Source organism: Dyella sp. (assembly GCF_035503745.1).
Lineage (GTDB): Bacteria > Pseudomonadota > Gammaproteobacteria > Xanthomonadales > Rhodanobacteraceae > Dyella_B.
Window position 1 is genome coordinate 82,438 of sequence record NZ_DATJTC010000031.1, and the last position, 11,701, is coordinate 94,138.

15 protein-coding genes are annotated in these 11,701 nt (G+C 66.6%); 9 read left to right on the forward strand and 6 right to left on the reverse strand.

What is annotated here, in order from left to right; translation table 11 throughout:
• Positions 1 to 25 precede the first annotated feature (25 nt).
• Entirely contained in the window at positions 26 to 1,018 is a 993-nt protein-coding gene (locus VME63_RS12505) for a pteridine-dependent deoxygenase (RefSeq protein WP_325433684.1), read from the reverse strand.
• Between the two features lie 94 nt (positions 1,019 to 1,112).
• On the opposite strand from VME63_RS12505, the gene VME63_RS12510 reads away from it, so the two are divergent.
• The 4 genes from VME63_RS12510 (at position 1,113) to VME63_RS12525 (ending at position 3,147) form a co-directional block, all read left to right on the forward strand.
• Entirely contained in the window at positions 1,113 to 1,382 is a 270-nt protein-coding gene (locus tag VME63_RS12510) for a phosphopantetheine-binding protein (RefSeq protein ID WP_325433685.1), read from the forward strand.
• Between the two features lie 69 nt (positions 1,383 to 1,451).
• Complete coding sequence (locus VME63_RS12515) at positions 1,452 to 1,766, forward strand: hydroxymyristoyl-ACP dehydratase (RefSeq protein WP_325433686.1); 315 nt, start codon at positions 1,452 to 1,454, stop codon at positions 1,764 to 1,766.
• A complete protein-coding gene (locus tag VME63_RS12520) occupies positions 1,763 to 2,710 on the forward strand; it encodes an acyltransferase (RefSeq protein ID WP_325433687.1) in 948 nt (315 codons plus the stop codon). Before VME63_RS12515 ends, VME63_RS12520 begins: the two co-directional genes overlap by 4 nt.
• Before the next feature lie 2 nt (positions 2,711 to 2,712).
• On the forward strand, positions 2,713 to 3,147 hold the full coding sequence (locus VME63_RS12525; RefSeq protein ID WP_325433688.1) for a phosphotransferase: 435 nt from the start codon (positions 2,713 to 2,715) through the stop codon (positions 3,145 to 3,147).
• Between the two features lie 3 nt (positions 3,148 to 3,150).
• On the opposite strand, the gene VME63_RS12530 is transcribed toward VME63_RS12525, so the two are convergent.
• From VME63_RS12530 to VME63_RS12540, 3 genes are read right to left on the reverse strand one after another with little or no spacing between them, the layout of a single operon-like run.
• On the reverse strand, positions 3,151 to 3,915 hold the full coding sequence (locus VME63_RS12530; protein WP_325433689.1) for a glycosyltransferase family 2 protein: 765 nt from the start codon (positions 3,913 to 3,915) through the stop codon (positions 3,151 to 3,153).
• A complete protein-coding gene (locus VME63_RS12535; protein ID WP_325433690.1) occupies positions 3,912 to 4,703 on the reverse strand; it encodes a beta-ketoacyl synthase chain length factor in 792 nt (263 codons plus the stop codon). The genes VME63_RS12530 and VME63_RS12535 overlap by 4 nt, the downstream gene beginning before the upstream one ends.
• Positions 4,700 to 5,914 carry a beta-ketoacyl-[acyl-carrier-protein] synthase family protein gene (locus tag VME63_RS12540; protein ID WP_325433691.1) on the reverse strand — a complete coding sequence of 405 codons (1,215 nt, stop codon included), beginning with the start codon at positions 5,912 to 5,914 and terminating at the stop codon, positions 4,700 to 4,702. The genes VME63_RS12535 and VME63_RS12540 overlap by 4 nt, the downstream gene beginning before the upstream one ends.
• Positions 5,915 to 6,069: 155 nt before the next feature.
• Between VME63_RS12540 and hemF the strand changes: the two genes are divergently transcribed.
• Positions 6,070 to 6,975 carry an oxygen-dependent coproporphyrinogen oxidase gene (gene hemF / locus VME63_RS12545; RefSeq protein ID WP_325433692.1) on the forward strand — a complete coding sequence of 302 codons (906 nt, stop codon included), beginning with the start codon at positions 6,070 to 6,072 and terminating at the stop codon, positions 6,973 to 6,975.
• A 3-nt stretch (positions 6,976 to 6,978) separates the two neighbouring features.
• Here hemF and VME63_RS12550 read toward each other — a convergent pair whose 3' ends face one another.
• Positions 6,979 to 7,620, reverse strand: coding sequence for a hypothetical protein (locus VME63_RS12550; RefSeq protein ID WP_325433693.1), 642 nt, complete (start codon positions 7,618 to 7,620; stop codon positions 6,979 to 6,981).
• Between the two features lie 152 nt (positions 7,621 to 7,772).
• On the opposite strand from VME63_RS12550, the gene gpmA reads away from it, so the two are divergent.
• A complete protein-coding gene (gpmA, locus tag VME63_RS12555) occupies positions 7,773 to 8,516 on the forward strand; it encodes a 2,3-diphosphoglycerate-dependent phosphoglycerate mutase (RefSeq protein ID WP_325433694.1) in 744 nt (247 codons plus the stop codon).
• Between the two features lie 80 nt (positions 8,517 to 8,596).
• Positions 8,597 to 9,136 (forward strand): DUF1453 domain-containing protein, encoded by a 540-nt coding sequence (locus tag VME63_RS12560; protein ID WP_325433695.1) that lies wholly within the window; start codon positions 8,597 to 8,599, stop codon positions 9,134 to 9,136.
• Here the strand turns inward: VME63_RS12560 and glnK are convergent, their stop codons facing one another.
• Positions 9,137 to 9,475 (reverse strand): P-II family nitrogen regulator, encoded by a 339-nt coding sequence (gene glnK / locus VME63_RS12565; protein WP_325433696.1) that lies wholly within the window; start codon positions 9,473 to 9,475, stop codon positions 9,137 to 9,139. It abuts the gene before it with no gap.
• A 185-nt stretch (positions 9,476 to 9,660) separates the two neighbouring features.
• Between glnK and VME63_RS12570 the strand changes: the two genes are divergently transcribed.
• Positions 9,661 to 9,918: an accessory factor UbiK family protein gene (locus VME63_RS12570; protein WP_325433697.1), complete on the forward strand. Its 258-nt coding sequence runs from the start codon at positions 9,661 to 9,663 to the stop codon at positions 9,916 to 9,918.
• 144 nt (positions 9,919 to 10,062) lie between these two features.
• Entirely contained in the window at positions 10,063 to 11,577 is a 1,515-nt protein-coding gene (locus VME63_RS12575) for a YifB family Mg chelatase-like AAA ATPase (RefSeq protein WP_325433698.1), read from the forward strand.
• The last annotated feature ends 124 nt before the right edge of the window (positions 11,578 to 11,701 follow it).

Genomic DNA, 11,701 nt, shown 5'->3' on the forward strand with positions numbered 1-11,701 from the left:
TTCAAAGCGGCCGGCCGCCCGCGCCTCAGGCGAAACGCCAGCCGTCGATTTCCACCAGCAACTCGCTGCGGCAGACGTCGCCGTGCATCAATAGCACCGGCACGCCCGGCAGCCGGCGCTGCAGCAGATCGCGCACGCGTGTCGCGTCGGTGGGCAGGCGCACATAGGCCTTGAGCGGCGAATGGGTATCAAAGCCTGCCGGCATGTCGGCGCTGGCCAGCAGGGCTTCGAGGTTGGTCAGCGTTTCGTTGAGCTGCGCCTCCAGATCGCCTTCATGCGTGGAGGCGTGCCCTACGACGGCCGCCGTGCCGGAAATCGCCAGCGCATCCTGCGCCGGCATCAGCATGGCGCGCGCGAAACCCGGCGACGTGCGCCCGTACTGGCGCGGATAACGCCAGGCGCTCACCTGGCGTGGATTTTCCACTGCGGTGCCGGCATCCGTACCGGCAAGCAAGTAAATCTGCAGCACGCGCGAGCGATGATGATGGCCGATGGCCGTGGCGGCGGGAAAACCCTCGGCGAAGAAATCGCCCAGGCCGGCGGCACGGCCGTCGCAGAACTGCTTGTAGCGTTCCCAATCGCCGTCGCCATCGTTGATGCCGCCGATGTAATTCCACAGGCGCAGCACCTTGTACCCGCCGCGCGTGCCCATGAACTGGCGCAGCGCCGCGTACGCCGTGCGGGCGGCATCCTCGCTGCCGGCGTATGGGCGCTCGTCCAGCTCGATCGCGGCGAACAGCCAGCCGCCGCCGCAGGACCAGCGCACCGCATCCTCGCGGCCGCAGCTTACCTCGCCATCGACCTGCCACAGTTCCAACGGAGCAGGGGCGTCGAAGCTTTCCAGCGCCACGCGCAACCAGCGCGGGTCGTCGCTGAGCGGAGCGCCATCGCCAAAACCGAACACCGCCAGCGCGCCCGGTTCGGCCAGCGCGGCCGCAAGGTCGGTCATGCGGTAGGTAACGCGCGGGGTGCGCGGCAGGCCCGGCTGGACCTTTAGGTGTTCGCTTGCCTGGGCCATGCTTGCAACCGGGAACCTGACAGACCCCCTATGTTACACTGGCAGGCCGCTCCAGCCCCCGAGCCTGGCAGCGTTTCCGGAGCACCAAACACCCATGCCCACGCAGACCGCTGCCGAACACGAACTGGCGATCCTGATTGTGGACGCCCTCAACCTGGAAACGGTCGACCCCGCGCAGATCGATCCGCAGGCACCGCTGTTCGGCGGCGAGATGGGCCTGGATTCGATCGACGCGCTGGAAATCGCGCTGGCCGTGTCCAAGCGCTATGGCATGCAGCTGCGTTCCGACCATCCGGACAACCAGCGTATTTTCAGCAGCTTGCACGCGCTCTCCGAGCATGTTGAACGCGAGCGAACGGTCTGACGGCGCGTTAAGGCCGCTGACAGGTCCGATCAGCATCATCATTGCCGGTATTCCCAGCGGCATCTTTACGTGGACCCAAGCCATCCCAGCGCTCCGCGCTACCACGCGCACCTATGCGTCGCGCCCGAGCACCCCTGCCTGCCGGGACACTTCCCCGGCCAGCCGCTGGTGCCTGGGGTGTTGTTGCTTGAGCACGTGGCCAGGGCCTTGCGCGAATGGCGGGCGCAGCGTCTTGCGCGCGTGGTGGAGGCGAAGTTCCTGGCCCCGCTGCATCCGGGCGAGCCGGCCGAAGTGGAGCTGGGCGAAAGCGCCGGTCGCATCCGGTTTGAAATCCGCCGCGGGGACACCGTGCTGGCGCGCGGACTGATCGAGGGTGCCGCATGAGCGCGCATTGGCAGGCACAGCGTGAAGGTGGCGATCGGTTCTCGATCGGCCTGGCCGTGCGCGTGGCGCTGTGTTTCGGGCGAGGCGTCGCGCGCGCGTGCCTGCTGCCGGTCACGCTGTACTACTTCTTTCGCCGGGGTGCGGAGCGACGCGCCTCGCGCGATTATCTAAGCCATGTGCTTGAGCGCCGCGCGCGCAGCTGGGAAGTGCTCAAGCATCTGTATTATTTCGCCGTCACACTGACCGATCGCATCTATCTGCTGGCGCGCGGCGAGCGCGATTTCGAGATCGACGTGCACGGCATCGATTGCCTGCAGCACTACATCGCGCAGGGCAACGGCGTGCTGCTGGTCGGTTCGCACCAGGGCAGTTTCGAAGTGCTGCGCACGCTCGGCGCACGCTGTCCGCAAGTGCCGCTGCGCGTGTTGCTCGACAAACAGAAAACGCCGGCGATTACCCAACTGCTCGAAGCGCTTGCGCCCGATGTGGGCGAGGCGGTCATCGATGTCTCGCAGGGCGGCGCGGGCATCACGCTGGCGGCGGCCGAAACCCTGCGGGCTGGCGGCATGGTGGCGCTGCTGGCCGATCGCGGGCGTGCGCACGAAAGTTTGCGCCGTGTCGATTTCCTGGGCGAGCCCGCGCCGTTTCCGGTCGGTCCGTGGCTGCTCGCCCATGCATTGCAGGTGCCGGTGATGCTGTGCTTTGGCATGTATCGCGGCGGAAAGCGTTATTCGCTCACCTTCGAACCTTTCGCCGAACGCGTGGACATTCCGCGCGAGGATCGCCAGCGCGCGCTGGACCACGTGCTGCGCCGCTATGCGCAGCGGCTGGAATATTACGCGCGCCAAGAACCGTACAACTGGTTCAACTTCTACGACTTCTGGCAGCAGGACATCGCGCAGGACAGCGCGCCCACGCGCATCGATTCCATGCGCGAGGCCTGATCATGAACCCGCGCGCCGACTGGATGGAACGCATCCCGCATGCCGGCGCCATGCGCCTGCTCGATGTCGTGCACCGCTGGAGCGAAACGCACATCCATGCGATGGGCGAGCGGCACCCATCGCACCAGCATCCGCTGCGTAGCGACGCCGGCCTGCATGCGGTGCACCTGGCCGAATACGGTGCGCAGGCGGTCGCGGTGCACGCGGCATTAATCGCCGCCTCGCGCGGCGATACGCGCACGCGGCAAGGCCGGTTGGTGAGCCTGCGCGATGTTCAGCTCATGGCCGAATATATCGATCTCGCCGTCGCGCCGCTGGATGTCCACGCGCAATGCCTGGTCGCTGACGAACGCGGTGCGCAATACAGCTTCCGGGTGGAACAGCGGGCGCAGTTGCTGGCGGCCGGGCGCGTGGCAATCATGCACGTGGACGCCTGATCGTCACACGGCGCGGCGCGAATACGTATCGTCGATGACCAGCGGTTGCGCGCGCGAGCGGCGATAGCTGGCACGCAGCCCGCCGTAATGGAACACGCGCCCGATCGTGTACATCGCAATGCGGGTGACGTCGCGCACGGGATTGAAATGGCTCAGGCGGAATTCGCCCTGATAGCGCGAGGCGATCGGTACCGAGATGATGCCCAGGCCCTTTTCGCGCGAGGCGGCGATCAGCACCGCCGCTTCGAATACAAAGTTTTCCGCGTTCAATTCCACCAGCTCCAGTGCGCTGCGCGGATACCAGCGCTGGCCGCTCTGCGTATCGGCCACCGGCTGGCCGCAGGCCCAGGAAATGCCCCAGTCGGCAAAGGCATTGGCGCGGCGGCGCGCCTTGGGCTGCTGCTCGCGCTGCAGCAGGCGCGCGCCGATGACGATGTGGTCGGGGTAACGCCGGGCCACGTCGACCAGGCGCGGAATGTCCGAGGCAAGGTGCTGGCCGTCGCCGTCCATGGTGACCACTGCATCGAAGCCTTGCCGTAACGCTTCGCGAAAACCCGCACGCAGCGCGTCGCCCTTGCCTTGCCGCGTGGCATGTCTTAACAGCGTCACCGGCAACGCGCCGACGATGGCGGGCGTGCGGTCGGTCGAGCCGTCGTCGATCACGATGACCGGCACGCCGAGCCGCAACGCCGATTTCACCACCGACGCAATCGCCGCCTCTTCGTTGAGGCAGGGAATCAGCACGCACCAGCGTGGCGTTTCGCTCATGCGACCATCTCCATTTCCACACGCAATCCCGAGCGGTCGGAGAGTGCCAGGACGCATTCGCCACCGCCGCGCGCAAGCAAGGCCAGCAACGGCAGGCTCGCGGCGGAGGGGTTGTCGTGCATCCACGCCGTGCATGTTTGCGGCAATGGCGCATGGGAAGGTGTCTGTGCCACCGTGGCGAGCATCCATGCCGGCGCGCCGATGTCCCTGCACGGCGACAGCACCAGCGCACTGCCAAATGGGCGGGTACAGCCGATGAGTTCACCCAATGGACCGATGCCTGCCGTATCGCTGCACACCAGCAGCACGGCGCGATCGTCCGCGCAGGCCTGCACGGCCGCTTCAAGCAAACCCGCGCCGAAACTGGCGTGTCCCGCGCACACCGCACTGGAAGGTGCGCGGCAGTTCGCGGCGATCGTCCAGTAGCCGGCGGATGCGTTATGCACGGAGTTGTGAAAACGCGTGGGCGACAGTTCCGCCGGTGCGCGCGCCAGCACGCGGCACATGTAATCGGTGGTGGCCTGGTCGCCATAGGCGGAGGCGAACACACAAGCCAGCGTATCGGCTGCGCGTCCGCTCATCGCAACCGCCTGCGCGGCCACTTCCATGGCCACCAGCACGCTCTCCGGCGCGCGGCGGCGTTCGTTGGGCGACAGCGCGGTGCCCGGTGGGCGCGCGGCGGTTGCCGCGATCGCATCGCCCTGCAGCAAGCCGCGCAAGGCGGCGAAATCGGCTACGGCCGGCGACCACACGCCCACGCCTTCCACTTGGACGCGCAAGCTGCTCATATGCCAATGTCCGTGGCGGCGTGTGCGAACGCGAGGCAGGCATTGCTGCCGCCGAAGCCGAACGAATGGCTCAGCGCGACGCGAATCGGGCGCGCTTCGTTGCGCCACGCAAAATGGGCCGAGCAGGCCGGATCGGGTGTGACGATGCCCGCGTTGCCGGGCACGAACGCTTCGCGCATCGCCAGCAGCGTGAGTACCGATTCGACGATGCCGGCCGCACCCAGCGTGTGTCCGGTCAGGCCCTTGGTCGAACTGACGCGCGTGCTTCGCGGAAAGTGGTGCGCGACCAGCGCCGCTTCCATCGCATCGTTCTTCTGGCTGGCCGTGCCGTGCAGGTTGATGTAGTCGATCTGCGCGACGTCGATGCCGGCACGGTCGAGCACCTCGCGCAAAGCCATTTCGGCGCCCACGCCTTGCGGATCGGGCGTGGACATGTGATGCGCATCGCTGGATTCACCGCAGCCAAGCACGCGCGGCGCATGTGCGGTGTCTGCACCGACGCGCTCGAGCAAGGCGAAGCCGGCCGCCTCGCCGATGGAAATGCCGCGCCGGCCCGCGTCGAACGGACGGCAGGGTTCGGGCGAAATCAGTTCCAGGGCATTGAAGCCGTAGAGCACGCTGTCGCACAGTGAATCCACGCCGCCCACCACGGCCGCGTCGACAATGCCAAGTCGCAGCAGTCGTTCCGCGCTCGCGAACACCTTGGCGCTGGATGAGCATGCGGTGGAGATGGTAAGGCAGGGACCGTCGATCTCCAGCGCGGCAGCGACGAAGGCGGTCAGCGAGTGCGGCGTGTGGATCGCACGGCGATGCAGGTCGGCCGGAAGCCGGGCATCGTCGTCCAGGCGGCGATAGCCTTCCTCGGTGGCGCCGATGCTGGCGGTCGAGGTGCCCAGCAGCAAGGCTACGCGCGCCGGTCCATGACGCCGCCGGGCGGCGTCCACCTTCGAGGCGAAGGCATCCTGGTTCAAGCCTAGCCAGGCGAGGCGGTTATTGCGGCAATCCCATGCTGCGTAGCGAGCGGGCAGCGCAGCCGATTCAAGTCCCTCGACGCGGCCGATCCAGCACGCCAAAGGCGCTTGGCCCAGATCGTTGGCGCGCAGCCCGCTACGCTGTCGGCCAAGCGCGTCCAGATGAGCGTCCAGGCCAAGGCCCAGTGCGGAGGTGGCGGTGTAGGCCGTTACCGCCAGTGGAAGGGTCGTCGCGCGCATGCGATGAGCCTAGCGACCGTTCCGTACCTTGCCTAGATGGTCCCCATGGCCCCTGCCGGCTGGCGTTCACGCAGTTGTGTGGCGCTGCACCGCAGCTTCACACGGACATGACCTTGCTAAGCTTGCGCCATACACACGTGTTGGCAGATGGGATCATGAGCGGCGAACAAGTCGAACGAAGTGAAATGTTTTTGCGTGCGCTGCAGGATCGCATCTGCGCGGCGGTCGAGCAGGTCGATGGCGGCGCACGTTTTATCGAAGACGGCTGGACGCGCCCTGCCGGCGGCGGCGGACGCACGCGCGTGCTGCGCGATGGCGGCGTCTTCGAACAGGCGGGCGTGAATTTTTCGCGCGTGCACGGCGACAAGCTTCCGCCGAGTGCGACCGCGCATCGTCCCGAATTGGCAGGCGGCAGTTTCGTGGCCGCCGGCGTGTCGCTGGTGCTGCATCCACGCAACCCCTACGTGCCCACCACGCATGCGAACGTGCGCTACTTCGAAGCGAGCAAGCCGGGCGTGGAGCCGGTGTGGTGGTTCGGCGGCGGATTCGACCTGACGCCGTTCTATCCGTTCGACGAGGACGTGCGGCATTGGCACGCGGTCGCGCACCAGGTGTGTGCGCCTTACGGGGCACAGGTATATCAGCGCTACAAACAGTGGTGCGACGATTACTTTTATCTCAAGCACCGTGACGAAACGCGCGGCGTGGGCGGCTTGTTCTACGACGACTTGAACGAAGGCGGCTTCGAGCGCTGCTTCGCGTTCACGCAAGCGGTGGGGCAGGGATTTTTGGATGCCTATCTGCCGATCGTCGAACGCCGCCGGGCGATGGCCTTTGGCGAACGCGAGCGCGAATTCCAGCTGTATCGGCGCGGCCGCTACGTGGAATTCAACCTCGTCTACGATCGCGGCACGCTCTTTGGGCTGCAATCGGGTGGCCGCACCGAATCGATCCTGATGAGCCTGCCGCCGCGCGTGCGCTTTGAATACGCCTACCAGCCCGAACAGGGGTCGCCCGAAGCGCGGCTCGCCGATTACCTCAAGCCGCGCGACTGGCTGTGACGATTACTGCGGCGCGGCGCCGCTGAAGTGCTGCGGCGTGGCGCCTTTGACCGGGCCGATCTGCGCGCTGTCGCTCACTTCAAGCACCACCTGGCGGCGAAAATCCAGCGTGCCTTTGACGATCGCGTGCGGCCCGATCACCACGTGCGGCGGGCGATTGTTGGAGCCATAGCCTTGCTGCTCATGCACGATGATGCCGTTGCCGACTTGTGAATCCTCGCCCACGGTGATACTGCCGCTGGTGGTTTCGATACTGCCGCCAACGCGCGCGTGCCGCAGTTCGATGGCGCCATTGACGTTGGCGAGACCGCCCTTGACGTCGGCACCGGGATTGAGGTCGATCGCGCCATTGGTGCTTTCCACCGAACCGCGCACCTGGGCGCCCTGGCCCAGGACGATGGCGCCGTTGACGGTGCGCAAATGGTCCGCTTGCGCCTGCGCGCCCAGTTCGACCGCGCCGTTGACGGTTTCGGCGCTTTGCACCGAGGCACCGTCGCCGATGGTCACCGAACCGTTCACGGCTTGTACGTGCCCGGCGTGCTCGCCGGCGGCGACGGACACCGCGCCATTGACCTTGCTGATGTCCTGGGCTGCCGCGGCCATAGGCAGGGTCAGGGCCACGAGGGCCAGCGTAACGAAGCGCATAGGAAACATTCCTTCACATGGATGGTGACAGGCATGAGATGCCCGCGGCCGCCAAGAGGTTTAAAGGCACATCCGGCCAGGCCGGGAATTGACGCGGCCTGGCACCGCCTGCACCATTCCCCCTCTTATCCCGCTTCCTCCGAATCCGACCCATGCACAAGCTCGTATTGATCCGCCACGGCCAATCCCAGTGGAACCTTGAGAATCGCTTCAGCGGCTGGGCCGACGTCGATATCACCGAGCAGGGCGCGGCCGAGGCGCGCGAGGCGGGCGAGCTGCTGCGCGAGGCCGGCTACCATTTCGACGTGGCGCACACCTCGGTGCTCAAGCGCGCCGTGCGCACGCTGTGGCACGTGCAGGATGCGATGGACCTGATGTGGATTCCGGTGCTGACCGACTGGCGCCTCAACGAGCGCCACTACGGTGCCCTTACCGGCCTCAACAAGGCCGAGACCGCCGCCAAGTACGGTGAGGACCAGGTGAAGGTGTGGCGCCGCAGTTACGACATTCCGCCGCCGGCGCTGGCGCGCGAGGCCAATCCTTCGCTGCGCGATCCGCGCTACGTCCACCTCGATCCCACGCTGATTCCCGATACCGAGTGCCTGAAGGACACGGTCGCCCGCGTCATGCCCTATTGGAATGACGTGCTGGCGCCGGCGATCAGCGACGGCCAGCGCGTCATGCTGGTGGCGCACGGCAACTCGATTCGCGCGCTGGTGAAGTACCTCGACGGCATTTCCGACGATGACATCATGGAATTGAACATCCCCAACGGCGTGCCGCTGGTGTACGAATTCGACGACCGGCTCAAGCCGCTGCGTCATTACTATCTGGGCGACGCTGACGCCATCGCCGCGAAAATGGCCGCCGTGGCCAACCAGGGCAAGGCCAAGTAAGCCTGCGCGCGGCGGGTACCGGTCGCCTATCGCGTGGCCGGTTGCTAAGCTGCGCCATCCTTCCCGGCATGGGCCGCGCCATGGCACCGCATCTCACCGCACCGTTGGTCATGATTCCCCTGTTGGCGTTCGCGGTCTGGCGGCGCGTGCGTCGCCAGTTCGGCGCGCAGCCGATCCAGCGCAAGCGGATGATCTTGCGCATCGCGATCTTCGTCGTGCTGGGCGTGTTGTCGGCGGCCTTGGCCATGCGCGACCTGCGGCTCATCGAGGGGCTGGCCGGGGGCCTGGTGGCCGGTCTGGTGCTGGGCTTGGTCGGACTGCGGCTGAGCCGCTTCATCGTGGACCCCGCGAAAGGGGATTGCTACGTGCCCAACCCCTATGTGGGCGCGCTGGTTACGGTGCTGTTCCTGGGCCGGTTGCTGTGGCGCTTCTCCGTGCTGTTCCCGCAAATGCAGGATCCCACCGGCGCCACGCCGCCCGCGCAGGGGCCGGCGATGGGCCAGAGCCCGCTGACCCTGGCCATCTTCGGCATCTTCGTGGCTTATTACATCTGTTATTACGCGGGTCTTTTGATCCATCACCAGCGGCTGCTGCGCAGCCGGCCGGAGCTGGCGCCGTGATCAGAGCGCGTCGTGGTCCAGCTCGCCGGTACGGATGCGGATCACCTGCTCCAGGCTGCTGACGAAGATCTTGCCGTCGCCGATCTTGCCGGTGCGCGCCGACTGGGTGATGGCTTCGACCACCCGCTCCAGCTGGTCGTCGGCGACGGCCACTTCCAGCTTGATCTTGGGCAGGAAGTCGACCACGTATTCGGCGCCCCGGTAGAGCTCGGTGTGGCCCTTCTGGCGGCCGAAACCCTTTACCTCGGTCACGGTAATGCCCTGCACCCCGACCTCGGCCAGCGCCTCGCGGACGTCGTCCAGCTTGAACGGCTTGATGACTGCCACCACCAATTTCATAGGATTTCCTTCCTCGTCGGGCCGATGGGTCCCGGCCACGGGTTGCCAAGCCTGCATTTTGCCTTGCTCGCCGCAGCCTGTCCCCTTGTGTAGGAAAATGCCTACAAACTTTGATGGAGCAGGCTGATGGTATCCCTTTGCAACTTCTACATAGACTTCACCCTGACGAGTTCGAGGTGCCTACCATGAACGGCAGGCAGGATATCGATCAAATTGTCCATCGACTTGTGTCGTTGGTGCCGCCAGGGCTGGCAGACGCGCATACGGATTTGCGCGCCAATTTTCGCGATATCCTGGCGCAAGGACTGCGCCGTCTCGAGCTAGTTACCCGAGAGGAGTTCGATGTTCAGGCCCAGGTATTGGCGCGTACGCGCACCAGGGTCGAGGAGCTCGAAAAGCGCGTGGCGGAGCTGGAAGCCGGCATGTCACCTCGCGGGACATAGCCAGTTCCGGTAGCCGCCCCCGATTTGTCACCATCACCCCAAAGAGTCGGGGGCGGCCGTTTTTCCGCCCCTGATGATATGGAGTCGCCCGATGGACCGCCGCAGCAGCGACTCCCCGGCGTCACGTTGGTGCCCCCGTCTTCCATGAGCCTGGCCGTCACATTAAGCCGTGCCCAGGAGGGTGTCTCCGCGCCGCAGGTGATGGTGGAAGTGCACCTTTCCGGCGGCCTGCCCAGCACCAGCATCGTGGGCCTGCCCGAAGCTGCCGTACGCGAAGCGCGCGATCGCGTGCGCGTGGCCATCCAGAGCGCCGCGTTCGAATATCCCAACCGCAAGGTGACGGTAAACCTGGCCCCGGCCGAGCTGCCCAAGGACGGCGGCCGTTTCGACCTGGCCATCGCACTGGGCATTCTGGCCGCCGGGCATCAGGTTCCGCGCGAAAAGCTCGACGATTGCGAATTTCTGGGTGAGCTGGCGCTTTCAGGCCATTTGCGCCCGGTCTCGGGCGTGTTGCCGGCGCTGCTGCGCGCGCGGGCACGCGGGCGGCGCGTAGTCGTGCCGCGGGGCAACGCCCAGGAGGCGGCGCTGATTCCGGAAGTCGATGTGCTGGTGGCCGATACGCTTACCGATGTCTGCGGCTGGCTGCGCGGCGTGCACGAATTGCCGCCGCCGACATCGGCGCTGACGTTGAGCAACGATGACGACGGCCCGGACCTGATCGACGTGCGCGGCCAGCTGCAGGCGCGGCGCGCGCTGGAAATCGCAGCGGTCGGTGGGCACCACATGCTGCTGATGGGCCCTCCCGGCACCGGCAAGACCATGCTGGCCGAACGCCTGCCGGGCATCCTGCCGCCGCTGAGCGAACCGGAGGCGCTGGAAACCTGCGCGGTGTTGTCCGTGGCCGGTCAGGCGGTCGATCCCGCGCGCTGGCGCTGCCGCCCGTTTCGCGCACCGCACCACACCGCCTCCGCCGTGGCCCTGGTCGGTGGTGGCTCGCAACCGCGGCCGGGCGAAATTTCGCTGGCCCACAACGGCGTGCTGTTTCTCGACGAGCTACCCGAATTCAGCCGGCATGTGCTGGAAGTGCTGCGCGAGCCGATGGAGTCGGGCGAGATCCTGATTTCGCGTGCCGCACGGCAGCTTACGTTTCCCGCGCAATTCCAGCTGGTCGCAGCCATGAATCCGTGCCCGTGCGGCTACGCGGGCGACGCGCGCCAACGCTGCCGCTGCACGCCGGACCAGGTCACGCGCTACCGCTCGCGTATCTCCGGCCCGCTGCTGGACCGCATCGATCTGTGCGTGGAAGTGCCGGCCGTGCCGCTAGCGGAACTGAGCACGCCGCGCAGCACGCACGAGGAGAATTCGGCCACGGTGCGCGCCCGGGTCATTCGTGCGCGCCAACATGCGCTGGCGCGCGCAGGGCGCTCCAATGCCGAGATCAGTACGCGCGAGCTGGAACGCGATTGCGCGCTGGGACCCAGCGAGCGTCGCTGGTTCGATGCCGCGCTGGAGCGGCTGGGTTTGTCCGCGCGCGCGTACCATCGCACGCTGCGCGTGGCGCGTACCATCGCCGATCTCGACGGCGGCGCGGCGGCGCTCGATCTGACGCATCTGGCCGAGGCCTTGCAGTATCGGCGCTTGTCGCTGGTGGCCGATTAGGTACCGCTGGACTTCATCCACGTTCGGTTATCGAACGTTCCGGCCGACTTCGATGGTGACGCGTTGGTCGTCAGGCACGGGCAGCGCTTGTTGCTGGATGGTTGAACCCTCCCCTGCAGGCAGG

What these genes read in the sequence shown, in the direction of transcription:
- VME63_RS12505 (WP_325433684.1), bottom strand. Translation starts at nt 1,018, where the DNA reads ATGGCCCAGGCAAGCGAACACCTAAAGGTCCAGCCGGGCCTGCCGCGC.
- VME63_RS12510 (WP_325433685.1), top strand. Translation starts at nt 1,113, where the DNA reads ATGCCCACGCAGACCGCTGCCGAACACGAACTGGCGATCCTGATTGTG.
- VME63_RS12520 (WP_325433687.1), top strand. Translation starts at nt 1,763, where the DNA reads ATGAGCGCGCATTGGCAGGCACAGCGTGAAGGTGGCGATCGGTTCTCG.
- VME63_RS12525 (WP_325433688.1), top strand. Translation starts at nt 2,713, where the DNA reads ATGAACCCGCGCGCCGACTGGATGGAACGCATCCCGCATGCCGGCGCC.
- VME63_RS12530 (WP_325433689.1), bottom strand. Translation starts at nt 3,915, where the DNA reads ATGAGCGAAACGCCACGCTGGTGCGTGCTGATTCCCTGCCTCAACGAA.
- VME63_RS12535 (WP_325433690.1), bottom strand. Translation starts at nt 4,703, where the DNA reads ATGAGCAGCTTGCGCGTCCAAGTGGAAGGCGTGGGCGTGTGGTCGCCG.
- VME63_RS12540 (WP_325433691.1), bottom strand. Translation starts at nt 5,914, where the DNA reads ATGCGCGCGACGACCCTTCCACTGGCGGTAACGGCCTACACCGCCACC.
- hemF (WP_325433692.1), top strand. Translation starts at nt 6,070, where the DNA reads ATGAGCGGCGAACAAGTCGAACGAAGTGAAATGTTTTTGCGTGCGCTG.
- VME63_RS12550 (WP_325433693.1), bottom strand. Translation starts at nt 7,620, where the DNA reads ATGCGCTTCGTTACGCTGGCCCTCGTGGCCCTGACCCTGCCTATGGCC.
- gpmA (WP_325433694.1), top strand. Translation starts at nt 7,773, where the DNA reads ATGCACAAGCTCGTATTGATCCGCCACGGCCAATCCCAGTGGAACCTT.
- VME63_RS12560 (WP_325433695.1), top strand. Translation starts at nt 8,597, where the DNA reads ATGGCACCGCATCTCACCGCACCGTTGGTCATGATTCCCCTGTTGGCG.
- glnK (WP_325433696.1), bottom strand. Translation starts at nt 9,475, where the DNA reads ATGAAATTGGTGGTGGCAGTCATCAAGCCGTTCAAGCTGGACGACGTC.
- VME63_RS12570 (WP_325433697.1), top strand. Translation starts at nt 9,661, where the DNA reads ATGAACGGCAGGCAGGATATCGATCAAATTGTCCATCGACTTGTGTCG.
- VME63_RS12575 (WP_325433698.1), top strand. Translation starts at nt 10,063, where the DNA reads ATGAGCCTGGCCGTCACATTAAGCCGTGCCCAGGAGGGTGTCTCCGCG.